At 38.1% G+C, this 25,055-nt stretch carries 23 protein-coding genes, 1 tRNA gene and 1 other annotated feature; of the genes, 16 read left to right on the top strand and 8 right to left on the bottom strand.

Annotation, left to right across the window (positions count from 1 at the left end; translation table 11 throughout):
* Window positions 1-24 precede the first annotated feature (24 nt).
* Entirely contained in the window at window positions 25-1,401 is a 1,377-nt protein-coding gene (locus tag ACEN4L_RS10690) for a Xaa-Pro aminopeptidase (protein ID WP_407097277.1), read from the top strand.
* Between the two features lie 126 nt (window positions 1,402-1,527).
* Here the strand turns inward: ACEN4L_RS10690 and ACEN4L_RS10685 are convergent, their stop codons facing one another.
* From ACEN4L_RS10685 to ACEN4L_RS10660, 6 genes are all read right to left on the bottom strand, one after another.
* Window positions 1,528-2,349, bottom strand: coding sequence for a ZIP family metal transporter (locus tag ACEN4L_RS10685; RefSeq protein ID WP_407097278.1), 822 nt, complete (start codon window positions 2,347-2,349; stop codon window positions 1,528-1,530).
* Between the two features lie 296 nt (window positions 2,350-2,645).
* A complete protein-coding gene (locus tag ACEN4L_RS10680; protein ID WP_407097279.1) occupies window positions 2,646-3,902 on the bottom strand; it encodes a cytochrome P450 in 1,257 nt (418 codons plus the stop codon).
* A gap of 114 nt (window positions 3,903-4,016) precedes the next feature.
* Complete coding sequence (locus ACEN4L_RS10675; protein WP_407097280.1) at window positions 4,017-5,546, bottom strand: chloride channel protein; 1,530 nt, start codon at window positions 5,544-5,546, stop codon at window positions 4,017-4,019.
* Window positions 5,547-5,722: 176 nt separating this feature from the next.
* Window positions 5,723-6,220, bottom strand: a complete 498-nt coding sequence (locus ACEN4L_RS10670) for an AI-2E family transporter (protein ID WP_407097281.1) — start codon at window positions 6,218-6,220, stop codon at window positions 5,723-5,725.
* A gap of 365 nt (window positions 6,221-6,585) precedes the next feature.
* On the bottom strand, window positions 6,586-6,906 hold the full coding sequence (locus ACEN4L_RS10665; RefSeq protein WP_407097282.1) for a hypothetical protein: 321 nt from the start codon (window positions 6,904-6,906) through the stop codon (window positions 6,586-6,588).
* Window positions 6,907-6,999: 93 nt separating this feature from the next.
* Window positions 7,000-7,164 carry a hypothetical protein gene (locus tag ACEN4L_RS10660; protein WP_407097283.1) on the bottom strand — a complete coding sequence of 55 codons (165 nt, stop codon included), beginning with the start codon at window positions 7,162-7,164 and terminating at the stop codon, window positions 7,000-7,002.
* 271 nt (window positions 7,165-7,435) lie between these two features.
* Between ACEN4L_RS10660 and ACEN4L_RS10655 the strand changes: the two genes are divergently transcribed.
* On the top strand, window positions 7,436-7,822 hold the full coding sequence (locus ACEN4L_RS10655; RefSeq protein ID WP_407097284.1) for a DUF5626 family protein: 387 nt from the start codon (window positions 7,436-7,438) through the stop codon (window positions 7,820-7,822).
* Between the two features lie 99 nt (window positions 7,823-7,921).
* Here ACEN4L_RS10655 and ACEN4L_RS10650 read toward each other — a convergent pair whose 3' ends face one another.
* Complete coding sequence (locus ACEN4L_RS10650; protein ID WP_407097285.1) at window positions 7,922-8,437, bottom strand: helix-turn-helix domain-containing protein; 516 nt, start codon at window positions 8,435-8,437, stop codon at window positions 7,922-7,924.
* 206 nt (window positions 8,438-8,643) lie between these two features.
* Between ACEN4L_RS10650 and ACEN4L_RS10645 the strand changes: the two genes are divergently transcribed.
* A tRNA-Val gene (locus ACEN4L_RS10645) sits at window positions 8,644-8,716 on the top strand.
* 283 nt (window positions 8,717-8,999) lie between these two features.
* On the opposite strand, the gene ACEN4L_RS10640 is transcribed toward ACEN4L_RS10645, so the two are convergent.
* Window positions 9,000-10,016 carry a PTS transporter subunit IIC gene (locus tag ACEN4L_RS10640; RefSeq protein ID WP_407097286.1) on the bottom strand — a complete coding sequence of 339 codons (1,017 nt, stop codon included), beginning with the start codon at window positions 10,014-10,016 and terminating at the stop codon, window positions 9,000-9,002.
* A 514-nt stretch (window positions 10,017-10,530) separates the two neighbouring features.
* Here ACEN4L_RS10640 and rsmG point away from each other — a divergent pair.
* The 13 genes from rsmG to msrA all read left to right on the top strand — a co-directional run bounded on the left by rsmG (window position 10,531) and on the right by msrA (window position 24,564).
* Entirely contained in the window at window positions 10,531-11,247 is a 717-nt protein-coding gene (gene rsmG, locus ACEN4L_RS10635; RefSeq protein WP_407097287.1) for a 16S rRNA (guanine(527)-N(7))-methyltransferase RsmG, read from the top strand.
* A 134-nt stretch (window positions 11,248-11,381) separates the two neighbouring features.
* The gene (noc, locus tag ACEN4L_RS10630; protein ID WP_407097288.1) at window positions 11,382-12,254 is read left to right on the top strand and encodes a nucleoid occlusion protein; all 873 of its coding nucleotides are present in this window, start codon (window positions 11,382-11,384) and stop codon (window positions 12,252-12,254) included.
* 127 nt (window positions 12,255-12,381) lie between these two features.
* Entirely contained in the window at window positions 12,382-13,143 is a 762-nt protein-coding gene (locus ACEN4L_RS10625; RefSeq protein WP_407097289.1) for a ParA family protein, read from the top strand.
* On the top strand, window positions 13,136-14,023 hold the full coding sequence (locus ACEN4L_RS10620) for a ParB/RepB/Spo0J family partition protein (RefSeq protein ID WP_407097290.1): 888 nt from the start codon (window positions 13,136-13,138) through the stop codon (window positions 14,021-14,023). The genes ACEN4L_RS10625 and ACEN4L_RS10620 overlap by 8 nt, the downstream gene beginning before the upstream one ends.
* Window positions 14,024-14,057: 34 nt before the next feature.
* Window positions 14,058-14,267 carry a DUF951 domain-containing protein gene (locus ACEN4L_RS10615; RefSeq protein ID WP_079650637.1) on the top strand — a complete coding sequence of 70 codons (210 nt, stop codon included), beginning with the start codon at window positions 14,058-14,060 and terminating at the stop codon, window positions 14,265-14,267.
* Window positions 14,268-14,289: 22 nt separating this feature from the next.
* Complete coding sequence (gene ychF / locus ACEN4L_RS10610; protein ID WP_407097291.1) at window positions 14,290-15,390, top strand: redox-regulated ATPase YchF; 1,101 nt, start codon at window positions 14,290-14,292, stop codon at window positions 15,388-15,390.
* A gap of 23 nt (window positions 15,391-15,413) precedes the next feature.
* Window positions 15,414-16,130, top strand: coding sequence for a DUF1129 domain-containing protein (locus tag ACEN4L_RS10605; RefSeq protein ID WP_407097292.1), 717 nt, complete (start codon window positions 15,414-15,416; stop codon window positions 16,128-16,130).
* A 329-nt stretch (window positions 16,131-16,459) separates the two neighbouring features.
* Window positions 16,460-17,941: an IMP dehydrogenase gene (gene guaB, locus ACEN4L_RS10600; RefSeq protein WP_407097300.1), complete on the top strand. Its 1,482-nt coding sequence runs from the start codon at window positions 16,460-16,462 to the stop codon at window positions 17,939-17,941.
* An 840-nt stretch (window positions 17,942-18,781) separates the two neighbouring features.
* On the top strand, window positions 18,782-19,468 hold the full coding sequence (locus ACEN4L_RS10595) for a response regulator transcription factor (protein WP_407097293.1): 687 nt from the start codon (window positions 18,782-18,784) through the stop codon (window positions 19,466-19,468).
* A gap of 62 nt (window positions 19,469-19,530) precedes the next feature.
* Window positions 19,531-20,655: a sensor histidine kinase gene (locus ACEN4L_RS10590; RefSeq protein ID WP_407097294.1), complete on the top strand. Its 1,125-nt coding sequence runs from the start codon at window positions 19,531-19,533 to the stop codon at window positions 20,653-20,655.
* A gap of 213 nt (window positions 20,656-20,868) precedes the next feature.
* Complete coding sequence (locus tag ACEN4L_RS10585) at window positions 20,869-22,224, top strand: serine hydrolase (protein ID WP_407097295.1); 1,356 nt, start codon at window positions 20,869-20,871, stop codon at window positions 22,222-22,224.
* A gap of 70 nt (window positions 22,225-22,294) precedes the next feature.
* Window positions 22,295-22,533: a binding site (T-box leader), on the top strand.
* A gap of 55 nt (window positions 22,534-22,588) precedes the next feature.
* Window positions 22,589-23,863 carry a serine--tRNA ligase gene (serS, locus tag ACEN4L_RS10580; protein WP_407097296.1) on the top strand — a complete coding sequence of 425 codons (1,275 nt, stop codon included), beginning with the start codon at window positions 22,589-22,591 and terminating at the stop codon, window positions 23,861-23,863.
* Between the two features lie 164 nt (window positions 23,864-24,027).
* A complete protein-coding gene (msrA, locus tag ACEN4L_RS10575; protein WP_407097297.1) occupies window positions 24,028-24,564 on the top strand; it encodes a peptide-methionine (S)-S-oxide reductase MsrA in 537 nt (178 codons plus the stop codon).
* Window positions 24,565-25,055: the final 491 nt, after the last annotated feature.

Genomic DNA, 25,055 nt, shown 5'->3' with positions numbered 1-25,055 from the left:
TCAAAGAAAGGAAGAGAAAGAAGAATGAAAATCGATGTTATGAAAGTGAAAGCACCTATTTTGGATCATTCAGGTATTCCTGTTATGTTGACGGATGAAACGATTGAAGAGCGGAAGCAAAAAGTGAGACAATTGATGAAAGATTTTGGCTATAGTTCTTTGATTATTTATGCAGATAAAGAACATGGGAGCAACTTTGAGTATTTAGTTGGTTTTATTCCTCGCTTTGAAGAAGCTTTATTGGTTTTTAATGCAGACGGGAGCGCTCATTTGATTTTAGGAAATGAGAACTCTAATAAAGTTTCCTATTCGCGTATTAAAGCAGAAGGGCAGAAATGCTCATTATTTTCTCTGCCTAATCAGCCAATGGGAGACAGTAGTGAATTAACAGAATGTTTAAAAAAGGTTTCGTTAGATAAAAGCGAAAAAGTAGGACTGGTAGGCTGGAAACTGATGCCGGACACTTTAGGCAAGTCATTTGATCTACCGTATTTTGTTCTTGAAGCTGTTCGATCGATTGTAACAGATGATAAGTTACACAACGCTACCGGCTTATTTATCGGTCCTGTAGATGGAGCACGTACCACAAACAATGCAAATGAGATAGCTCATTATGAATTTGGAGCTTCCTTAGCTTCAGACGGTGTACTAGAAAGTATGAACAAGCTGCAAGTTGGAGTCGTGGAAACAGAAATAGGGAACTATTTGAATCGCGCTGGGCAATACAATAACGTTGTCACCATTTCAGCATTTGGTCCTCGTTTTGTGAAGGGGAATTTATACCCTACCGATAATAAACTAGAAAAAGGCGAAAAAGTTGCCTTAACAGTAGGATATAGAGGTGGTTTGTCTAGCCGATCAGGTTACGCTGTATCCAATAAAGATGAATTGGAAGCTGTAGACAAAAATTATTTTGATGAAGTAGTAAAACCTTATTTTTCGGCCTATCACTTCTGGCTTCAAAATATTGAGATCGGAAAAAATGGTGGGGATTTTTACCAAGAATTTGAAAAGTTTTATCCTCAAGCAACATACGGTTGGGAATTGTGTCCAGGACATCTAACAGCTGATGAAGAATGGTTGTCCTCGCCCTTTTATGCTGGTTCAAAAGCAACTATTCAAAGCGGAATGATATTTCAAGTTGATTTTATCCCTTCACAAGAAGGACACAATGGCATTTCAGCAGAAAGCACCGTTGCTTTAGCGGATGAGCAATTAAGAAAAGAGATTGCATCTAATTATCCGAAATTGTGGAAGCGTATTGAGGCAAGAAGGAACTATTTAGCCGAAGAGTTGAATATTCAATTAGACGCATCAGTTCTTCCTCTAGCGAGTACATTAGGGTACTATCGTCCGTTCTTACTCAATAAGGATTTCGCGTTAGGGATAAAAGAAAACTAAATGGACTATTACTAAAAAATACTGAACTTGTTTCAACCAAAAACCTTTTATCTAAAGAAACGCACAAACTGCCCCCTATAAGAAACAGCTTGTTAAAAGCTTGTTCATTATAGGGAGCAGTTTTTTTTAACCTAAAGCAACGTCTAGAACCATCATCACAGCAAATCCAATCATTAAGGACAGGGTAGCAATATCATTGTTCCCATTTGTTTGAGATTCAGGAATCAATTGTTCTACTACTACGAAGATCATAGCTCCTGCAGCAAATGCTAAGGCATAAGGTAAGATAGCTGCCATGGAGATAACTGCTATAGCACCAATAACAGCAGCAATCGGTTCTACGATAGCGGATAATTGACCCAGATTAAAGGCTTTCCAACGGCTGTTTCCAGCAGCACGAATCGGCATGGACAAAGCGGAGCCTTCTGGTATATTTTGAATCCCGATTCCTAAAGCAAGTCCAATCGCGCTTAAGAAAGCATCTCCATTAGCTGCTCCTGCAACAGTTGCTCCAAAAGCAACCCCTACAGACAACCCTTCAGGAATGTTGTGAATCGTAACGGCTAAAAAGAGCAATAAATTTTTGGAAGCTTTTGTTTTTGGACCTTCACTATGTTCGATAGGTTCTTCCAAATGCAGATGGGGAATGACCACATCGATCAATCTTAAAAAGAATCCTCCCACTAAAAACCCAACTGCTGCTGGAACCCAAGACCAAGTGCCGTAACCATTTTGTTCTGCATAAGAAATAGAGGGGGCTAGTAATGACCAAAATGATGCAGCAATCATGACACCAGCTGCAAAACCATTCATAGAATCAAGAAATTTGCGATTGATATCCTTAAATAAAAAGACAAAAGCTGAACCAAATATTGTACAACCCCATGTAAATAATCCTGCTATAAGTGCTTGTAGTACAGGGTGAAACGATGAAAATGTTTCAAGCATATTCTTTCCTCCTTGATAAACACCATTTTTATTAGATTAAAGATAAAGCGTGCCTAAAAATTTAAATGGAATCCATATAATGGATTCGATTTAAGAAATTAAATTCAGAATAATTTCATTTTATTATTAGTTTAGGCTTGCCTAAAATTTATATTAAACGTACTTGTCGGATTTTGCAAGAAATATATTAAAGATGCTTTACTTCCAATTGACTCAATTTGAAGCGAAGCACCTTCAATTAGCTGATTAAGCAACGATATTCTGGAATTTTGAAGCGCCCTGAAAACGATAAACAATTACTTGAAATGTATGTTGGAGAGAATAATTTTACTATTTGGGATAGTAGGAAATTCTGACAGATTAAAATTTAAGTCTTGTTCAGGAACAGAAAACTGCAGCTGATTGACCAAGTGGTCTAAAAATACATTCATCACTTTGATCGTGATCCATTCTCCGGCACACCGATGTCCGCCTAAGTGGTCTCCACCGCCTTGAGGAATAAAAGAGAAGGGACTTTCTTTCCAATCTTTAAATCGTTCAGGTAGAAATTCGTGAGCTTCTTTCCAAATTTTTGGATCGTGATTGGTTCCATAAATATCCAGAATGGTTAAGGTGTCTTTTTTAAATTCGTATCCATTCCAAGAGAAATCTTTTTTGGTTAAAGCACCTTGAAAAGGGAAGAAGGGATAAAAACGGCGCACCTCTTGGACAAAGTGCTGGTAGTCTGCAGGATTTTGTGAGTTCAATGTTTCTGCTGCAGTGGGAAACTGAATCAAGGCCAAAGCTGTAAAAGCTGCATAGATCGAAATAGCAACGATTGGACGAATAATATTTAATATTTCGACTGCTGCAACATCTTCATCTAGTAACTTTCCAGTAGTGTCTCTATGCCAAGCAAAGACATAAAGAGCAGTATTCTCTTCAACGGATAAGTTTTGATGACGAACTTGTTGGACAAGGTCTTTAATCCACTTTTCAGATTTTGTCCTAGAATGTCTGCCTTTTAAATAAGCAGGACTGACAGAAGCGGTCGTTTCAAATAAATTCGCGACGTCTTTTGTACGACCGGCCACCTCTTCTTCAGATAATGGCACACCAGCCCATTCACATGCTGTGTGGAAAAGAATCTCTTTGACTTCTTCATAAAAGACTACTTGATCCATTGATTTCCATTTAGAGGCATACTGATTCCAGTAGCTGTTTAAAATAGCAGTTAATCGGTCCAATTCTTTAGGCGACATCAAGGACATAAACATTTTTTTACGATTCTCGTGTTCTTCTCCATCCAGTGACTGCACTCCATGTTCGCCAGTAAGTACTTTTTGGATAGGTTTCGGCATGGCATTTTCTCTTTTAAATTTAGAAGTATCATAAAACAGTTCAGCACCTGCTTCTCCACCTAGACAATACGTTTTTTGTCCCAATACAGTCGTTTCAAATACATCCGTATCAAGTTTTTTACGTCTTTCCAGAAAATAAGCATAACCTTCTTTCAATACATCCAATGAATGATCCAATCCTTCTTCTTTAGGTATCTCTTGAGTATGAGTCATATTAAATTCCTCCCTTAATTCAAAGCATATTTTTTTCTAGGAATGGAGTCAACTAAAGAGCTTGAAAAAGAGAGATACAGTTGGAGAACTGTATCTCTCATGTGAAAATTAGAGCTAGTATTCGTTTAATGTTTGTTGGACCATACCTGCTAACTTCAAATCGCAAGCAATGACCAAGTGATCTCCAACATGAATCAAAGTTTCTCCATGAGGAACATGGTATTCGCTCCCTCTACGCAAGGATGTGATTACCATTTCTTTAGGCCAAGCGACTTCTTTGATCGATTTGCCAGCTAAAGAACTATCAGGCTCAACAGAATGAACAAAAGAGTAGGGTTTATGGAGAGTGACATTCGTGCTGGAAGGAATCAATTTTTCCAATAAACTTTCATAAATGGGTTTAGACCCTAAAAAGTCAGCTGTTACATAAGCGATTAAGGCAACGACCGCTAATGGCATCAATTGATTCAATCCACCTACCATCTCTGTTACCAATAAAATAGCTGTTAATGGAGCTTTACCAATAGCGGTAAAGTAACCTGCCATAGCAAATAAAATAAAATGCGTCACAAACAGAGGTTCCATTTGAAAATAAAGGACCAATAGTTGGGCGAACAACGCTCCAATAATGGCACCTAAAGATAAAATAGGCAAGAAAATACCACCTGGAACATGAGCACCATAAGAGGCCATTGAAAAAATAAATCTAAAAATAAATAAGCCAAATAAGATGGCTAATGATAGATTCCATTCAGGTAGGTTCACAACGATCCCGCTTCCTCCGCCAACCAGTTCAGGCAAATAAAAGGTGATCGGAATCAAGAATAAAAGAGGAATCACTGAATTAAAATAGACAGGTATAAATGAAAAAAGCTGATAAAATTTAGGCAGTACATCTAATAAGACTTTGTTGTAAAACCAACCACAAAAGCCTAACACGATTCCTAATATCGGCAAATAGATGTAGTATTCTAACGGCAGCGAAAGTACAGGACCAATGTCCAACACCGGGGTTAAACCAAAAATAGTTAAAGATACAAAATTAGCGACTATAGCTGAAGTAAAGGTGGTGATTGCGACTACAGGGGAGAAATTGTGATGTACTTCTTCCAATACAAACATCAATCCTGCGATGGGAGCGTTGAATGCGGCCGCTAAACCCGCTCCAGCGCCACTAGATAAGAGGACATTTTCCTCCGTCTCATCCCCATGAGTCAACTGGCTAACTCCTAAGCCCACAGATGCTCCCAATTGGATTGAAGGACCTTCTCTTCCAAGAAACAGACCTGATCCAATCGCTAGTAGTCCGCTGATAAATTTTTTCCACAAAATAGGCCACCACTTGACCTGGATCACACCTTGGACTTGGCCTTCTACTTGCGGAATACCACTCCCTTTGATATGAGGTTCGCTTTTGACAAATAAACCAATAATGATTGCTGTAACGATTGAAACCAGCACCCAAGGAATCAACCATAATGGTTGTTCATGGAAAAATGAATACAAATTAAGCATATGTTCAAGAATAAGTTCTACTCCTAAACGGAATAAACTGACAACTAAACCTGCAAAAATACCTACCACAATCCCTTTAGTGATGTATCGGATACGGCGGTCAGCAAGTACAGAAAATAATTTTTTCACGATAACGAGGTCCTTTCTCTATAAAATTGACTTTTAGACTCTACTTTCTATACTACTACTTTTCATTTAGCTAAAACAGGGCGTTTTTTTGAACAGTTAATAAAAAAAAGGGCTCAACACTGGATATTCCTCCAGTGTTGAGCCCTTTTTGTCGGCTGCCGCTTGTGTACAACTAATTATTTGTAATCTGATTCTTCTATCACCTGATGCATATCGCGGACGCTAAAGATCGCTTTGATGATAATCGCTACAACTGCACCCAAAAGAGCTCCAATCGGTCCAAATATCAACACACAGACAATAGTAGACAGGAATGTGTACAGTGGACGAACTCCAATTTGTTTCCCAGTCAGATAAGGTTCTGCGAATTGGCGTACCAGCAAGATGACAACGTAAAGCACTGCGATTTTCCAAGCGACATCACCATCGCCCATTAATGCACGAATGATGGCCCAAGGAAGCATGATGATTCCACTGCCTAAAATTGGAATCATATCTACAATAGCGATACCTAGAGCTTTTAATCCCCACCAGTCGATTCCGATCACTACAAATCCAATACACAGCAAAACAAATGTTAAGACAGAAAGTTTTAGTTGAGCAATCAGGAAACCTTTGATTCCTTTACCGGTCGCATACAAAATTTCTCTTAAATAATAAGCCCATTTATCCATTTTCAAATCCCTCTCTTGATGAATTAGTAGGTGTAGTATAACACGAAGCTTTCCTATTTTACTCAGTCTAAGGTTTGAGCAATGGATTTTGGAGGATTATTTCCTGGGAAATAAAAAATGAATACTTATTTTGCATTAAGCAGATAGAAAAAATCATAACAATCTTGACCAGACAAAACTCGCTGCATTATGGATAGTAAAACTATCTTCAGGAATAGAAAGTTCTTGTGCTATCAGTTCTCTAAAATTTTCTTCAGAGAGAGTAGTTGATATTCTATAACTACTTTTCCCGTAATTCTCCCAAATGCCCAGTATTTCTAAAATAGGCTGGTTCTCTATTAAAGGTCTGGGAATAGTGGTAAATGTTACAATGTAATCAAATTTAGTCGTATTGCTTTTGAAAAAGTCACTTTAAATTGGTCTGTAGGAATATCTAATTCTGTATGAATCAATTGGATAAGCTCTGCTTTGAGAATGGTGATATTTCCTTTAAATGATAACTGACCGCTTTTTTCCCACTTAGCAACTTTTCTAAATAATTCATAACTTCTAATATCTGCGTAAGATTCATCTTGAAAAGTAACTACTGTATTAAACTGAGTTCCTAACAGTGAGGACTCATCACCTTGTTTAGCAGAATAAACAAATATTCCAATGACGACAAGTAGTATCAAAAGACCAAACATATCTTATCCCTCCATTACAGAATCCGCTTTCTTTTGGTTTATTATAACACATGTAGACACTAAAAATTTAAACAATGATTGGTTTTATAGGAGTTAATTCTTTTTATCGATATATTGGCAAGCTAGTTGAAAGATAACCAATATTAAAATGATCGAAATAAGGAAGGTTACTAAATTACTTCCAATACATACTTCAAAAAGAATATAAGATCCTCCTAAAATGATCGAAACACACGTAAGAAAAATGACTTCTTTCATAATTTATTTCTCCTCTTTCGCTCTTTTAACTATCATACTGAAAGTAATCAGCAATGACTATAAGCCATCAGTTGCTTTTTAGCACTCAATGGTTGCTGAAGTGTCAAAAGAAAAGAAATTTAATTTTAAGAGGGATTTTTTTACTTATTGTAAGTTTTATTCGAAGTGGGAAGTTAATAATTGTTCACTTAAATTAAAATAAGTAGTTATTAATGCGAACTTATCTGTTATATTTTATATGTTATTATAAAATATATTTGGAGGGATTTAGTTGAAAAAAATAGTTTTTCTTTTAAATTGTGTTACTTTTTTTAGTTTGGTCACTACAACGAAGGTGCACGCTGAAGAGACTTTTCCATCACCCTATAACAGTGTTTTTTATGATATAAACCAAGGCGGGATGCAACAATTTGAAGTTGAAGGCGATCTAGGGGAGACGTATATCATTAGTGTTGAAGAAGAGCCGCAATTTTTTATGAGGGCAAGCAACGTCAAGAATGGTACCTATAAAATTACTAAAGAAAGACCCTTACAGTGGAAGGCAAGCTATAAAATTGACATAAGCAATCAGAAAATTACAAGAGCACATTCTGCTTCGGCAACAGCTTTAATTGGAAGTTTTAAAAGCTTGCAACTAAAAGTAGATAGTCCTACATAAGCCACTTATTATTTAAAGAGAACGGTGCTGCTTGTAGAATCTTCTATAAATTTGAGAGCTAAATTATCTGGCAGTAATATTGTCATCACGTACTAGTTATTAATCGCCAAGATATTCAACAGTTGTTGTGCCCCAGCCCATATAGTCGCCGACAGCACTATACACAACAAATACATTAACGAATAAACAACAAGCACATGCTAAGTACACCAACTTATAGAGTGTGTTTGTTTTTTTGTTGCGCTTGATGAGGAATGGAGCCACAATAAACCCTAAAGGTGCAATTAAACAACCAATAAAAGCAAGAATCAATAGTATAAGCCCTTCGTCTTTTACAGAATTTCCACGAATGAAATCCAATTTTTGATAATTTTCCTCAATTTTAACTTCATTTTCTGCTATTTTCTTTTTAAATTCCTGATTCTCTTTCAGTAATTCATCAATGGAAACTTCGTAGTAGTTGCTTAACTTTACTAAATTATCTAAATCAGGGTAACTATTGCCATTTTCCCATTTTGAGATGGATTGTCTTGAAATATGCAACAGTTCTGCTACATCACCCTGCGAGTATCCTTTTTTGATTCTACTTTCTTTTAATTTTTCTCCTAAGGCCATTTGTTTTCCTCCTTATGTCTTACTCATGCTTATCATACCGAAACTAAAGGTTATTGACTATCATTTATTAGTTGTATTTTAGCACCTGCTAGTTGCTGCAATAGAGGAACATGCAGCACCATACAATTATTTTTATATTGTAGTATTTACGAACCGTTATTTTTAAGGTATACTAATTAAGGATTGTGTAACAATGAACAAAAAAAGGTTCCTTAGCTCAGTTGGGAGAGCATCACCTCGACAAGGTGGGGGTCGCTGGTTCGAGCCCAGTAGGGACCATCAATTATAAAACGGCAGCGGATTTTTTCTTAAAGGTCCTTGCCGTTTTTTCTTACCTATTTTTTAAGTATTAGAGAAAATAAATTAAGAAACAAGCTTGTAACTTAGTCAAAGCTTTGAAAGTAAAGCCCTCAATAATTCTTTCAGGAATAGTCACAGAATCGAGACAGCAGTCTTTATTCTAGGGCTATTTTTTAGATGCAATATAGCTAAGAGATATTCAGCATATACGTAAAAAAGGTGTCAGCGTAAAATCACGCCGACACCTTATATAGAGATGATTTTATTTAACTACTAAAGCCATATCCCCTTTACGCACATACTCAAATTTATTCATGGCAAATGAGATAAAGAAAGTAACTGCAAATGGAACGACCACACCAGCAATCATATAATTAAGGAAGCTGCTTAAACCTTGAGTCCCAAGAATAGTGATGGGAGCGATGAAAGAACAGAATCCCAGACCGCCTAATGCGCTAGCAGTAGTCAAACCAAGTACTGACGTTGCGATGGGTGCAGCGATTGCACATGCAATAGTCGGTGCTACAAGAATCATTGGATTTTTAATGATGTTTGGCAGCTGTACTTTTGGTGTACAAATAAATTGAGCCAAAAATCCGCCTAAGTCATTTTCACGTAACGATACAAATGAGAAGGCTACATACATACTAGTTGTGCCGATTAACATAGCAGCACTGGATACAGGATCTAAGTTTAAGGCGATAGCTATTGCAGCGGAAGAAGCAGGAGACATCAGTACAAGACCTCCGACCATAGCAATAACAGCAGAACCGATAACAGGGTAACCAGCAACAGAAGCCGAAATAAATGCACTAATCGTATTCAATAAAGGCGAGATCACAAAGTTCAAATAATACCCGCTGATACCACCAACCAAAACAGCTGATAAAGGAATAGCCATCATATCTAAAGGCGTTTTTCCGGAAGTTCGTTTTCCGATAAATGTAGCAATAGTAGCTGCGATCAAACAACCAATTGGTTCACCTGAAGCAATGGTGATCAACCCATCGGCAGTTGTTTGAACAGCACCTGCACCTACCGTCCCAGCGGCCATAGCACTAAAGATGGTCAAGGTGTTCCCACCTAGCATAATAGCGATTCCTGCACCAATTGCTGGTGCCATCAGCATTTTCGTTGCTACGCCAATAGTCACTAAAACAGAGAGACCAGTCATGTTGCCAATAGTTTCTAACAATAAGCCGATACCGATGGTGACGAAAATAGCATTGGCTATTCCTGATGATGCCTTGTACATGCGATCTACTAAATATTTTTTCATACTTGTTGCCCTCCATTTTTAGTGATAGTTTTGGTCTTTTATGTCATCTAGGTAAAAAACGAAATAAAAAAAGAAGCAAGCCCCAAATCGTTCAGGCTTGCTTCATTACTAAAGCTAAGCCCGTGTACGCGAACAAGGACTCAACTAAATGAATAGTTCGAATCCTAGCTAAAGTAATAAAATGACAATGACGACAAAAGAGGTGCTGAAAATACGAGAAACAGGTCTCGCTAGATGTGTTTTTAGATTCATCATTTTTCAACAACTCCTTTGTCTGCACTGTATTTTTTGACCATTGAAGATAGTTTAACGACCTTCCATGAGAATGTCAATAAATAAAATCATTTGATTTTAATCTTTCTAATCTAATTGTTATCAAACGAGGGAATAGACAGAAATTTTTCGTAAAAATTCTTCTAAAAGCATTGAAGTTCAAAGGGATTTGTTATACAGTTAAACAAGTAATCCGTGAAACAAATTGTGTTTCACATTTGGAAAACAAGGAGTTGGAATGATGAACCCAGAAGAGTTTAAAAAAGCCCTTCAAGAGAAAGGGATTCCGCTTACAGAGAAGAAAATGGAACAGTTTGAGCAATATTTAAAACTGTTGCAAGAGTGGAACGAAAAAATCAACTTAACCGCAATTACTCAACGTGAAGAAGTTTATCTGAAACATTTTTATGATTCGATTACAGCTGGATTGTATGTGGATTTTACTAAAGGGGTCCAAAGCCTGTGTGATGTAGGTGCTGGTGCAGGATTTCCAAGCATCCCCCTAAAAATCGTTTTTCCAGAGTTGGAAGTAACGATTGTTGATTCATTAAATAAGCGAATTCAATTTTTGAATTTACTAGTTGAAACACTAGGATTAGAAAATGTTCATTTGTACCATGATCGAGCAGAAACATTTGGTCAGAATAAGCAATTCAGAGAAACTTTTGACTATGTTACAGCCAGAGCTGTAGCCAGAATGAGTGTATTGTCGGAATTGTGTTTGCCTTTGGTTAAAAAGGGTGGAGCATTTATAGCTATGAAAGCAGCCAGCAGCGAAACAGAAATGCAAGACAGTAAAAAAGCCATCGCTACTTTAGGCGGTAAGTTTCGCGAGGAATTTTCTTTTGAGTTGCCGAATGAAGCTGGTGAACGTCATATCTTAGTGATCGATAAGAAAAAAGAAACCCCAAATAAATACCCTAGAAAACCAGGTACCCCAAATAAAAATCCTTTGTAACGAACCAATTGCATCAGCATTTGAACAAGGATTGTCTTTTTGTGGCAGTACCTATGTTTTAAGAATGGCATTTGTTATAATAGAGGAGTATTTGGAGTTGTACAGAGTAGAAATTAAGGGGAGTTTAGCGAATTATGGCTTTGTCTGATTTGTTTGGTTCAGGAAAATCCAAGAAAAAAACAGAGAAAATGGAAGAAATATTTGCGGAGGAACTCAGTGATTCATCAAAAGTGCAACAGATTCCGATAGAAAATATTCGTCCCAACCAGTTCCAGCCTAGAAAAATCTTTAATGACGAAAAGCTGCAGGAACTTTCGCGTACTATAGAAGAGCATGGTTTGATCCAACCGATCATTTTGCGTAAAACAGAAGAAGATCATTATGAGATTATTGCTGGGGAGCGTCGCTTTCGAGCTGTTCAACTATTAGAATGGAAAGAAGTTACAGCGATCGTTACGGAAATGACGGATAAAGAAACCGCATCGGTAGCGTTGATCGAGAATTTGCAGCGCGAAGAGTTGACTTCTATTGAAGAAGCACAAGCATATCGAGACTTGATGCACATGAATAAGATTACTCAAGAAACATTAGCTGGACGTATTGGGAAAAGCCAATCTTTTGTAGCCAATAAATTGAGGTTGCTGAAGTTGTCTGAACCGGTCAGAAAGGCTTTATTGCAAAATGAGATCACTGAACGACATGGACGTAGTTTGTTGGCAGTGGACGCAGAAAAACAACAAGAATACCTCGACCGGATCAAAGCAGAAAAATTAACGGTCAAAGAAGTAGAACAACTCATTAAAAATGAAACTGTAGAGTTGTCAAAAGAAGTTCCGAAAAAAGCTAGACGAAAAAGCGTCTCTAAAGATGTTCGTTTGGCGATGAATACGATCAAAAAAACAGTCTCTATGGTAAAAGAGACCGGTATGAAGATCAAAGCAACCGAAGAAAACTTAGAGGATGTTTATCGGATCACGATTGAGATCCCTAAAGACAAAAAAGAATAAAGAGCGGCAAATGAAAAATCATTTGGAAAAGATGCGTATAAGGAGAGATGCGTGTCGTGTCTCTTTTTTGGCGTTGGAAAAGAAGAATTGTTCAGCTTTAGCAAGTTTATAATATGGAGGAAATGAAATGGCCCGAGTGATATCAGTAGCAAATCAAAAAGGCGGCGTTGGAAAAACAACCACAACGGTAAATCTAGGCGCTGCATTAGCGCATCAAGGAAAGAAAATTTTATTGATTGATATTGATGCACAAGGAAATGCGACAAGTGGTTTAGGAGTACGTAAGGTAGATGTTGAAAAAGACATTTATGATGTGTTGGTAAATGAAACCCCGATAGCAGAAGTTGTCATGCCATCCTCTAGAGAAAATCTATGGGTAGTGCCGGCAACTATTCAATTGGCTGGGGCAGAAATTGAATTAACGACGCAAATGGCTCGAGAATCTCGTCTAAAAAGTGCTTTGCGTGACTTGCAGGATGAGTACGATTATATTTTGATTGATTGTCCGCCTTCACTAGGGCATTTAACCATCAATGCTTTTACAGCTAGTGATTCCATTCTTATCCCAGTACAATGTGAGTACTATGCTCTTGAAGGGTTAAGCCAACTGCTGAATACAGTCCGGCTGGTTCAAAAACACTTTAACCCTGATCTAAGAATCGAAGGGGTATTGCTGACGATGTTAGATGCACGAACAAATCTAGGCTATGAAGTAGTAGATGAAGTGAAAAAATATTTCCGTGAAAAAGTCTACAAAACGATCATTCCACGCAACATTCGTTTATCTGAAGCTCCAAGTCACGGGCTTTCTATTATTGATTACGATCCACGTTCCAGAGGTGCAGAAGTTTATGTTGAACTAGCAAAGGAAGTGTTAGCAGTTGGTTAATAAAAACAGTAAAGGTCTCGGTCGCGGAATCGATGCGTTGTTTACGGAATTTGCAGAATTTGATAAAGTGGACGCCAATGACGAACGAGTACAAGAGATTCAGCTGAGTGAGATTCGTCCGAATCCTTATCAACCGCGCCGTACTTTTGACGAAGAAGCGTTGAATGAGTTAGCGGCTTCGATCAAACAGTCCGGTGTGTTCCAGCCGATCATTTTACGTGAGTCTGCAGCAAAAGGGTTTGAAATCATTGCCGGAGAGCGTCGGTTTAGAGCTTCTAAACTAGCTGGTAAAGACACGATTCCGGCTATTGTCAGAGAGTTTGACGAAGAAACGATGATGCAAGTTGCCGTATTGGAAAACTTGCAACGGGAAGATTTATCCCCTCTTGAAGAAGCAGAAGCTTACAACATGTTAATGAAAAATTTGAAATTGACTCAAGAAGAAGTGGCTCAACGATTAGGAAAAAGTCGTCCGTACATCGCCAATTATTTAAGATTGTTGGGATTGCCAGAGGAAGTCAAAAAAATGTTGCAAACGAATACTATTTCAATGGGACAAGCCCGCACGCTATTGGGTTTAAAAGATAAAAAGCAAATCGTCCGAGTGGCCAAAAAAGTGATCAAAGATAATCTGACCGTTCGACAAATCGAGCAGTTGGTATCACAGATGAATGAAAGCAAACAAAAACCACAGTCTAAAGAACCTGTGAAAAAGCCTTATTATATTCGTGAAAGCGAAGAGCGTTTGATGGATAAATTTGGCACAAATGTCTCAATCAATGACAAGAAAAGCAAAGGAAAGATTGAAATTGAGTATCTTTCTACAGAGGATTTAACTCGGATCTTGGATATTCTTGAGATTCAATTTGATGAGGAATGAGTCCGGGCATAACTAAAGAATGGAAGTGGCTTTGATGTATGATTTAAACGATATTGTAGAAATGAAAAAACCGCATCCTTGTGGCGCAAATCGCTGGCAAATCATCCGTATGGGAATGGATATTCGCATCAAGTGCACAAAGTGCGGTCATATGGTCATGATGCCGAGAAGAGATTTTGAACGGAAAATGAAAAAAGTTCTTGAAACTGCAGAGAAGAAAAGTGAATCGAGCAGTAAATTTTAATCATAGAAAGTGAGCAGATAGTATGCCATTAACAGCAGGAATAGTAGGATTGCCGAATGTTGGAAAATCAACATTGTTTAACGCCATCACCAAAGCAGGAGCAGAAGCAGCAAATTACCCGTTTGCAACGATCGACCCTAACGTAGGAGTAGTAGAAGTACCGGATTACCGTTTGAATCGATTGACTGAACTAGTTGAACCGAAACGAACTGTTCCCACAACTTTTGAGTTTACAGATATTGCTGGAATCGTTAAAGGGGCTAGTAAAGGAGAAGGACTGGGAAATAAATTCTTGGCCAATATCCGTGAAGTAGATGCGATTTGTCAAGTCGTGCGTTGTTTTGATGATGACAATATCACGCATGTTAGCGGAAAAGTAGATCCGATCGATGATATCGAAACAATCAACTTAGAGTTGGTATTGGCGGATTTAGAGTCTGTTGATAAACGTCAAAAACGTGTAGCTAAAATGGCTAAAACTAAAGACAAGGAAGCTATGGCTGAATTAGCGGTTTTAAATAAAATCAAGCCGGCTTTAGAAGCTGGGCAACCCGCTCGTTCAGTAGACTTTACCGACGATGAAATGCCGACAGTAAAAAGCTTTTTCTTGTTAACAACAAAACCTGTTTTATATGTAGCTAACGTTGCAGAAGACGATATTACGAATGCTGATGAAAACGAATATGTAAAACAAGTGCGCGAGTATGCGGCTAAAGAAAATGCAGAAGTGATCGTGATTTGTGCACGTGCGGAAGAAGAAATTGCTGAACTGGATGATGATGAAAAAGCCATGTTCTTAGAAGACTTGGGAATTGAAGAAGCTGGTTTAGACAAATTGATTCGTTCTGCTTACAATCTACTAGGCTTGGGCACTTATTTCACAGCTGGTGTACAAGAAGTACGAGCTTGGACATTTAAAAAAGGCATGAAAGCTCCTCAAGCAGCCGGAGTAATCCATACAGATTTTGAACGAGGCTTTATTCGCGCTGAAACCATCGCTTATGAAGACTTTGATCAACTGGGCAGTGAAAAAGCAGCGAAAGAAGCAGGTAAAATGCGTTCAGAAGGTAAAGAGTATGTAGTTCAAGACGGCGACATTATGCTCTTTAGATTTAATGTATAGACTAAATAGGGGGCTTTAAATCGGTGAAGAAGAATGAAGAGAAAAAAGTAAACGCTGAACAAGCAGTAGATAATTTGGTAGCGTTGAAAGAAGAAAATACTACTTTATATGCACAATTGACTAACAAAAATGAAGATTACATGGCTAAACTGGACAAACGTTTGATAGAAGCTAATTACCCAGATGATGACAAAACAAGAGTGTTTAACGACATGTTAAAGAATATCATTTCTCAGCAAGCTTCTGGAATAACAGCCCGTAAATTATATGGTACGGTTACCGAGCGTTCTATTGAAATCGTTGAAGGTCCTCAACAAGCGGTTGACGGGAAAGCAGAACGTTCCGAAGATTGGAAGCTGTACGTAGATGGAGCACTGATGTTGGGTGGAATGTTTGCTTTGATTACAGGATTGTCCGCTTTGTTGGGAGATGGGGCTAATTCTACGGGTATGGGAATCATCACTCTTCTATTGAACTTCATAGTGGGGGGATTTGTTATTTTGGCGATCACTAAGAATGCACCTACACAAGGCGTCAAAGGAAGTTTATTGCGCTACATTTTAGTTTCCGTTGTAGCGATGTTTGCTTGGATTATCGTCATGACCGGATCAATGGCTCTTCTCCCAACTTCAATCAACGTCGTGTTGCCAGGCATCGTTAATCTGATTATCGGAGCACTTGCCTTTGCAGGGAAATGGTACTTCAAACGCAAATACCACGTAAAAGGGACCTTATTTTAAGAGCGTGGAGCAACCCATTTTGATTTCCAAAACACGTTATACTTACTGAACGACTTGCGACTGTGACAGTGGGAGGTTCTTTCCGAACAGTTGCGATTATGCAATGTTCATACAAAATAACTTAAGCTGCTGATTCCATTCGAGATTTATTTTCGAATCGAATCAGCAGTTTTTTATTTTGCTATTTGGAATGAGGAACAAATGAGAAAAGGAGGCAAATCTTGAAAGAAATGGGAAAACGGCTTGACGCAAGGGGGTTATTTTGATAGGTTAGATAGTAAAAAATCTGACAAAAGTTCAGTATATTTGAGAAGGAGTGCTTGATGGAAATGTCTAACTGGGAAACGAAATTTGCTAAAAAAGGGTTTACGTTTGATGATGTTTTATTAATGCCGGCGGAAAGCCATGTATTGCCGAATGATGTAGATTTGAGTGTTCAATTGACTAAAAAGATTAAATTGAATATTCCAATTATGAGTGCAAGTATGGATACTGTAACAGATGCAAATATGGCGATTGCTATGGCGCGTCAAGGCGGGTTAGGTGTTATTCATAAAAATATGAGTATTGAAGCGCAAGCTGATGAAGTACGTAAAGTAAAACGTTCAGAAAGCGGCGTTATTATTGATCCATTTTATTTGACTCCTGATCATCTTGTTTCAGATGCAGAAGCATTGATGTCCCGTTACCGTATCAGCGGTGTTCCAGTTGTCAACACAATGGAAGAACGCACATTAGTAGGAATTTTAACGAATCGTGATATGCGTTTCATCACAGATTACTCTCAAAAAATCAATGATGTCATGACGAAAGATAAACTTGTTACGGCTCCAGAAGGTACTTCTCTCAAAGAAGCAGAACAGTTATTGCATCAACACAAAATTGAAAAATTACCCTTAGTAGATAAAGAGGGTCGTTTGAGTGGGTTGATCACAATCAAAGATATTGAAAAGATCATCCAATTCCCTAATGGCGCTAAAGACAAACATGGTCGTTTATTAGTTGCTGCAGCAGTAGGAGTAACAAGTGATACGTTTGAACGTGCTCAAGCGTTAATTGACGCAGGTGTGGATGCTATTATTGTGGATACAGCCCATGGACATAGTGCCGGCGTTATCCGTAAAATCAAAGAAATTCGTGAAGAATTCCCAAATATTGATTTAATTGCTGGTAACGTGGCAACAGGCGCAGCAACTAGAGCGTTGTTCGATGTTGGAGTTGACGTTGTAAAAGTTGGTATTGGACCAGGTTCTATTTGTACGACACGTGTTGTTGCGGGTGTTGGTGTTCCTCAAATCACAGCGATTTACGATGCAGCTACAGCTGCTAAAGAGTATGGCAAATCTATTATTGCTGATGGCGGAATCAAGTATTCTGGAGACATTGTTAAAGCGATGGCTGCTGGAGGACACGCAGTAATGCTGGGCAGTATGTTAGCTGGTACAGATGAATCTCCAGGTGAATTCGAGATTTTCCAAGGACGCCGTTTCAAGACTTATCGTGGAATGGGCAGCTTAGGCGCAATGAAAGCTGGTTCCAGTGATCGTTACTTCCAAAAAGCAACCAATGAAGCGAATAAGCTAGTTCCTGAAGGTATCGAAGGACGTGTAGCTTATAAAGGAAGCGTCCAAGATATTATTTTCCAAATGCTTGGCGGAATCCGTTCAGGTATGGGATATGTTGGAGCAGGAAATTTAAAAGAGCTTCGTGAAGATGCTCAATTTGTTCAAATGAGTGGTGCAGGTTTACGCGAATCTCACCCACACGATGTACAAATTACAAAAGAATCACCAAACTACTCTATTCAGTAAGATAAGAGCGTGACGCAAGCCGTTTAGACTCTCGTAGAGTTCATCTCCTCCTTTTAATTGGGTGCTTTTCCCAAATAAAAGGAGGAGTGAAATCATAGAGAGTCTGGCTTGCATAACGCGTCTAGTAAGAGCGTGACGCAAGCCGTTTAGACTAAAAGATTGTCTCAGTTGAGGCAGTCTTTTTTTGTAAATTAAAATTTAGATATTTTAAGATTTCGTTTGGCTTGAAGAAAAGAGAAAAAATTCTTCCAAAATCGTGATTGCTGGGTGAAAGCCATGGGACCGCTTTGAGTCAAAAAGTGTCTCAAAGCTTTCAAACCTCAAAGTCCAAATAAATGCTGAAGCGTTAACTCGGACTAATTCGCATTTCATCTTGAACATAGCTACCAGCAATCACGATTTCTCCAGAATTTTTTTGTGTGTGAAAGTTAAGAGAGTTTATTTTTGAAACTATTTTTGCTTATTAAGAGAAATATATTGGAAGTAATAAAAGCTGTCTTAGAAGAACTTAAGTAGCGTAAATGACTAATCGTTGTACTATATTCTAAAAAAGCATAGGCGCTGGACTTCGCTACGCATACCGAATCCGTACTTCGCTAACGCTCCAACGGTTTCGGCAAAGCGTTCCTATGGATCTCACCAAGCACACTCGATTCTGGGGGAGATTTTACTAAGCAGCTGAATCATTTTCTGCGCATCTGTCTATTGAGATTTTCTTATAGCCAGTAGTCTAAACACTCTTCTCCACTCTCTTAAAACTTAATCATTATTTTACCTTTAGAGCGGCTATTTTTTGTTATGATGAAGGTGACTATATTCTAAGAAAAACGAGGGATTGTTATGAAAATATTGGTCGTTGATGATGATAAAGAAATTGTTGAATTATTAGGGATATATATTCAAAATGAGGGCTTCGATTTAGAGAAAGCCTATAATGGAAAAGATGCATTGAGCAAATTGAACACGCAAGAGATCGATTTAGTCGTTTTAGACGTCATGATGCCCGAAATGGACGGGTACGAGATCATTAAAGAAATTCGAAAAGACACGCAACTGCCTATTTTAATGTTGAGCGCTAAGACAACAGATGTGGATAAGATAAAAGGTTTAATGACGGGAGCCGATGATTATGTGGTCAAACCATTTAATCCGTTAGAAGTGATGGCCCGTATCAAATCATTGCTTCGCAGGAGTAAGTATATGGGAGTTCCTGAACAACCAGATAAATTGGAGATTGGGCCGCTGATTATTGAAAAAGAATCGCACGAAGTTTCAACAATTACTGGCACAAAAATTGTCCTTACGGTGTTGGAATTCGGTATTTTGTATTTATTGGCCAGTCATCCCAACCGTGTTTTCAGCGCAGAAGAAATTTTTGAACGTGTGTGGCAGCAAGAAAGTATTGTTTCTGCGAAAACCGTTATGGTTCACGTAAGTCATTTGCGCGATAAGATTGAAGAAGCTACTGGTGGAGAGAAAGTCATTCAAACAGTATGGGGAGTAGGGTATAAAATCGAAGATCGTTAAGGTGCGGTTTTATTTGCTGTCGCTAACAGTTCTTTCTACTATATATAAGGAGTTTTTTCCTCATGAAATTGTCCAGAAAAGAAAAAAGTAAAATGATTATAGAAGCTTTTATCACTGCAGGATTAATGTGCTTATCTTACTATGCTGTGCACATGATTTTTAGACGTGTAGTGCTGGCTTTTCCTGAATCATTCAAATCTATTTGGGTAATCGGTGACGTGATCATCAACCTTGAAGACGGCCAAGTGTTTACTTCTACACCACCATTTCTTATTTTATTACTGATATCCGTCGTAATAGTGACGTACTGGCGATTAAAAAGACGTTACCGTCAATACCAGCTGAACCACATTATCAGTGAACTGCATTACATTGCAGAAGGCCATTATGAACATCGAATTTCACATGATTACCGAGGAGATATGTCTGAAGTAGTGGATAGTATCCATGTGCTGGTAGACAGTACCGTGAGAGCCATGGAAGAGGAACGGATGATCGAACAATCAAAAGATGAGTTGATTACCAATGTCAGTCACGATATACGTACTCCTCTAACGTCCATTATCGGTTACTTAGGCTTGATTGAAGAAGGACGCTACCAAAGTAATGAAGAATTGTTGAAGTACACCAGAACTGCGTACACTAAAGCCAAGCAAATGAAAGTTCTGGTAGATGATCTGTTTGAATACACCAGAGTACGTCAAAAAACGACTCCTTTGACGCCGACTTCTTTTGATATGATCCAAATGCTGGAGCAAATTGCTGCTGATTTTGAGTTAGAAGCGAGCAAACGTGAAATGGAAATTGAAGTAGTGTCTCATTTAACTCATTTGCAGATGGAAGCGGACACTGAAAAGTTAGTGCGGGTATTCAATAATTTGTTATCAAATGCTTTGAAATACGGGAAAGACGGCAAACACATCTTAATTGAAGTGGAACAGGAAGCACAGGAAGCAGTGATCACCATCAAAAATGATGGGAAGAAAATTTCTTCCAAAGCTTTAGCGCATCTTTTTGATCGTTTTTACCGAGCGGATGAATCCCGTTCTCAAGAGACTGCTGGAACTGGTTTAGGTCTAGCGATTGCTCAAAGTATTGTAGAATTGCATCACGGGACGATCAGTGCAGTATCAGATAAAAACTGGACGCGTTTTATTATCCGACTTCCACTAAATTCTCTAGAGTGAAATGCTTGATTGTTTCACGTGAATCATTTTAAAAAAGTGTGAACACAAAACAGCCGTCATTCTTTCTTTAACGGGAAAGAGGGTTGTTTTTTTATACCTTCTTCGTTAATATAGAAAAAGCGAGAAAATTACTTATTTATCTCTATTCCTTAATGAATTTAAAAGAAAAACTAAAAAACAAATCATCATATGATTGAGGAGAACATAAAACCCATGAAAAAACTTAAAAAATTCGGAGCTATCCTTGCTACTACAATCTTAGTTGGGACAGCAGCGCCTACTTTTCAAATTGCTGGAACAGAATTTAACGTCACGACAGAAGCTGTAGCAGCTTCACAAGCACCTGAAATCAATGCAAATGCTGCCTTTGCTATAGAAGCAGGAACAGGAAAAGTGCTGTTGAACCAAAATGGAGACACTCCACTAGGAATTGCTTCGATGACGAAAATGATTGTAGAATATATTTTATTTGAAGCTATTGAGGCTGGCGAAGTGAGCTGGGATCAACAAGTTTCTATTAGTGATTATGCATTTAAGATCAGTCATGATACAAGACTGTCAAATGTTCATTTGCGTCAAGACGAAACTTATTCTATCGAAGAATTGTACCAGTCACTAGCAATCTATTCAGCAAATGGCTCAACGATCGCAATTGCTGAAGCTATTGCAGGATCAGAACCAGCTTTTGTTGACTTAATGAGAGAACAACTGGACGAGTGGGGTATCACAGAATACCAAATCTATAATGCTACAGGTTTAAATAATTCTGATTTACAAGGAAATGTTTATCCAGGTAGTTCAGAGACAGATGAAAACACTATGACTGCAAGAGGAATTGCTGAAGTAGCGATGCATTTGGTCAATGATTATCCAGAAGTATTGGAAACAACGAGTATTCCTAAAATGACTTTTAGAGAAGGAACTTCCGACGCTATTGATATGTCGAACTGGAACTGGATGCTGGAAGGTTTGTTATTTGAACGTGAAAACGTGGATGGTCTTAAAACAGGAACGACTGATTTTGCTGGAGCTTCAATAGCTGGTACGGCAAAAGAAGATGACATGCGTATTATCACTATCGTAATGAACGCAGAAAACGGTGAGACAGACAAAGGGGCTCGTTTCAAAGAAACCGATAAAATCATGGATTGGGTATTTGCCAACTGGGACTTCTTAGATGTTTATAAAGAAGGAGACGTTGTATCTGAAGCTGGAACGGTAGCTGTTGATAAAGGAAAAGCTGATTCTGCAGAGGTCTCAGCGGGTTCTGATGTAACGATTGTCGTCCCACAAGGAACAGACGCAGAATCTGTAACAGCTGACTTTGTTGCTGATCCAGAGTTGCTAAATGCGGAAGACCAAGTAACAGCTCCGCTTAAAAAAGGACAAGAGATGGGTAAAGTCCAAGTATCTGTTGAAGGTGAAGATCTAGGATACATTGATGGAAATGATGGGCAAGAAGTATCGGCTGTTGCAACAGAAGCCATTGAAAAAGCAAATGTATTTGTACTTTCAGGTCGTTGGGTTGGTAACTTCTTCTCAGATTTATTCGCTGATATCTTCAAGTAAGCCAAGTTTTAGTTTTTGTTGACTTATAAATAGCGATTCGATAAAATAAAAGCACATAAATTCAATAGACTGAACGTTAGTAATGTGAGCTAGTAAAGAAGAATTGATTTGCAGAGAGTCAGCGGGTGGTGCAAGCTGATAATTACTTTTCTTGAATCCATCACATGAAGTAAATAATGAACCTTAACGGCTTGTTGTTAAGTATTAAATTATTTCGGCTCCAGACCGTTATCTGAAGTAGAGAGTAGCTTTTTTATAAAGTTAAATCTGGGTGGTACCGCGAAATAGATAGTCCAATTCGTCCCTATATCATTAGGGACGAATTGGACTTTTTTTTGTACATACAATTTTAGGAGGGAAAACAATGTTAGACAACAAAGAGCTGAGAAACAATTTTGATGAAGTGGCTAAAAAATTAGCTGCTCGTGGAGTTAAGGAAGAAGAGTTGAATCGTTATCTCGAATTGGATGGTAAGAGACGTGATTTAATAGTCGAAACAGAAAAGTTAAAAAGCTACCGTAATGAAGTGTCCGATGCGATCGCTACATTAAAGCGCGCGAAAGAAAATGCAGAGAGTAAAATCGTTGAAATGCGTGAAGTAGGCGGAAAGATCAAACAGTTGGATCAAGAGTTGGCTACTATAGAAGAAAACCTGGAAAACATTGCCACTCGTTTACCTAATTTACCGCACGAATCAGTACCAGTTGGCGCTGATGAAGAAGAAAACGTAGAAATACGCAAATGGGGCGAAACTCCTAGTTATGACTTTGTACCTAAACCACACTGGGAAATAGGGGAAGAATTGGGAATTTTAGATTTCGAACGCGGCGCGAAAGTATCTGGCAGCCGTTTCCTTTACTATAAAGGACTTGGAGCCCGACTGGAACGAGCTGTTTACAATTTTATGTTAGACTTGCATATTTATGAACACAACTATACAGAAATGATGACACCTTACTTGGTAAACAGCAAAGCGATGTTTGGAACAGGACAATTCCCTAAATTTAAAGAAGATGTTTTCCAAATGCAAGACAGTGATCTGACCTTGATTCCAACCGCTGAAGTACCACTGACCAACTATTACCAAGATGAGATTATTGATGCAAAAGAATTGCCGATTTATTTCACAGCTTTAAGCCCTTCTTTTAGATCTGAAGCTGGAAGTGCTGGACGAGACACCAGAGGTTTGATTCGTTTGCACCAATTCAATAAAGTAGAAATGGTTAAATTTAGTAAACCTGAAGAATCATATGAAGAACTAGAAAAAATGACTGCTAATGCGGAGGATGTGCTGCAAAAATTGAATCTTCCTTACCGTGTGTTGGCATTGTGTACAGGAGATATGGGCTTTTCAGCAGCCAAAACATATGATTTAGAAGTATGGATACCTGCTCAAAATACGTATCGCGAAATTTCTTCTTGCTCAAATACGGAAGCTTTTCAAGCTAGAAGAGCAAAAATCCGCTACCGTAATGAAGAAACAGGCAAATTAGAATACGTTCATACGTTAAATGGTTCAGGACTAGCAGTAGGACGAACAGTAGCAGCTATTCTAGAAAACTATCAACAAGCAGATGGCTCAGTAAAAATTCCAGAAGCATTGGTTTCCTATATGGGTGGATTAACTGAAATCCGTTAAAAAATGTATTCTATGGTAGCAACTTGTTCTATTAATCAGACAGGTACAAAAGGAAGCAGTCATTTGATGCTTCCTTTTTGTAATTAACATCAGTCGTAACTTTTTAACATCTACATTAAAGGTGATATACTAGTAAATACTAATTTAGAAAAGAAGGTATAGAGATGGGACAAACTAATTTAAAACAAGCTACATTTGCTGGCGGATGTTTCTGGTGTATGGTAAAACCTTTTGATTCTCTACCCGGCATAGAGAAAGTAGTTTCTGGATATACAGGTGGGCACGTTAAGAATCCAACCTATGAAGAAGTTACAACGGGTACTACTGGACATACAGAAGCTGTACAAATCACATACGATCCAGAAGTATTTAAATACGAAGATTTAGTAGAAGTGTATTGGAGACAAACGGACCCAACAGATGCTTCAGGCCAATTTGCAGACAAAGGAGATTCTTACCGCCCTGTTATTTTTTATTATGATGAAGAGCAAAAGAGAATTGCAGAAGCTTCTAAACAAGCTTTACAAAGCAGCGGAAGATTTAAGCAACCGATTGTTACCTCTATAGAACCGGCACAACCATTCTATGAAGCAGAAGAGTATCACCAAGACTTCTACAAGAAAAATAGTGCTCATTACAATAGATACAGTCGCGGTTCAGGTAGAGTCGGGTTTATCCAACAAAACTGGGGAAATGAATAATAGTATATTTTTGCAATAAATATACATTTTGATTAAAGCTGTACCATTTTAGAAATCAATCGACTAACGTTCGCTAATTTGAATGAAATATGTCGTTTTAGCGAAGGTTTGATTTGTAAAGTTCAGCTTTGGTATTTTGTAAATTTTATTTCAATGAAAAGCTTGACGAAACCCAAGAATGTTGGTATAGTAATAAACGTTGCAGGTGACAAAGATTTAACAAACCAGTAACAAAAAATAATTTCAAAAAGTTGTTGACATTGATTTGACACTCTGGTATTATTAAGAAGTTGTCACAGCGACAACGCGAACGAAATTAGACCTTTGAAAACTAAACAAAGTAAGACGAACCAAACGTGTAAGGAAGTTTTGGCAAGTGCCAAAACAAACAAATTAGTGAATATTTATTCGCTAGCAATCAATTAATGAGCTACAAGCATCATTAAAATAAGCAGGCTTCGGTCTGCAACTTTTATGAGAGTTTGATCCTG

The sequence above is a fragment of the Desemzia sp. FAM 23988 genome (assembly GCF_045528365.1).
GTDB lineage: Bacteria > Bacillota > Bacilli > Lactobacillales > Carnobacteriaceae > Desemzia.
Note: the sequence above shows the minus strand (reverse complement) of the source record. Positions and strands in the feature narration are given on the sequence as shown.

Excerpts from the sequence above, each read along its gene's own strand:
- ACEN4L_RS10690 (WP_407097277.1), top strand. The coding sequence starts at position 25 with ATGAAAATCGATGTTATGAAAGTGAAAGCACCTATTTTGGATCATTCA.
- ACEN4L_RS10685 (WP_407097278.1), bottom strand. The coding sequence starts at position 2,349 with ATGCTTGAAACATTTTCATCGTTTCACCCTGTACTACAAGCACTTATA.
- ACEN4L_RS10680 (WP_407097279.1), bottom strand. The coding sequence starts at position 3,902 with ATGACTCATACTCAAGAGATACCTAAAGAAGAAGGATTGGATCATTCA.
- ACEN4L_RS10670 (WP_407097281.1), bottom strand. The coding sequence starts at position 6,220 with ATGGATAAATGGGCTTATTATTTAAGAGAAATTTTGTATGCGACCGGT.
- ACEN4L_RS10665 (WP_407097282.1), bottom strand. The coding sequence starts at position 6,906 with ATGTTTGGTCTTTTGATACTACTTGTCGTCATTGGAATATTTGTTTAT.
- ACEN4L_RS10660 (WP_407097283.1), bottom strand. The coding sequence starts at position 7,164 with ATGAAAGAAGTCATTTTTCTTACGTGTGTTTCGATCATTTTAGGAGGA.
- ACEN4L_RS10650 (WP_407097285.1), bottom strand. The coding sequence starts at position 8,437 with ATGGCCTTAGGAGAAAAATTAAAAGAAAGTAGAATCAAAAAAGGATAC.
- ACEN4L_RS10640 (WP_407097286.1), bottom strand. The coding sequence starts at position 10,016 with ATGAAAAAATATTTAGTAGATCGCATGTACAAGGCATCATCAGGAATA.
- rsmG (WP_407097287.1), top strand. The coding sequence starts at position 10,531 with ATGAACCCAGAAGAGTTTAAAAAAGCCCTTCAAGAGAAAGGGATTCCG.
- noc (WP_407097288.1), top strand. The coding sequence starts at position 11,382 with ATGGCTTTGTCTGATTTGTTTGGTTCAGGAAAATCCAAGAAAAAAACA.
- ACEN4L_RS10625 (WP_407097289.1), top strand. The coding sequence starts at position 12,382 with ATGGCCCGAGTGATATCAGTAGCAAATCAAAAAGGCGGCGTTGGAAAA.
- ACEN4L_RS10615 (WP_079650637.1), top strand. The coding sequence starts at position 14,058 with ATGTATGATTTAAACGATATTGTAGAAATGAAAAAACCGCATCCTTGT.
- ychF (WP_407097291.1), top strand. The coding sequence starts at position 14,290 with ATGCCATTAACAGCAGGAATAGTAGGATTGCCGAATGTTGGAAAATCA.
- guaB (WP_407097300.1), top strand. The coding sequence starts at position 16,460 with ATGTCTAACTGGGAAACGAAATTTGCTAAAAAAGGGTTTACGTTTGAT.
- ACEN4L_RS10595 (WP_407097293.1), top strand. The coding sequence starts at position 18,782 with ATGAAAATATTGGTCGTTGATGATGATAAAGAAATTGTTGAATTATTA.
- ACEN4L_RS10590 (WP_407097294.1), top strand. The coding sequence starts at position 19,531 with ATGAAATTGTCCAGAAAAGAAAAAAGTAAAATGATTATAGAAGCTTTT.
- ACEN4L_RS10585 (WP_407097295.1), top strand. The coding sequence starts at position 20,869 with ATGAAAAAACTTAAAAAATTCGGAGCTATCCTTGCTACTACAATCTTA.
- serS (WP_407097296.1), top strand. The coding sequence starts at position 22,589 with ATGTTAGACAACAAAGAGCTGAGAAACAATTTTGATGAAGTGGCTAAA.
- msrA (WP_407097297.1), top strand. The coding sequence starts at position 24,028 with ATGGGACAAACTAATTTAAAACAAGCTACATTTGCTGGCGGATGTTTC.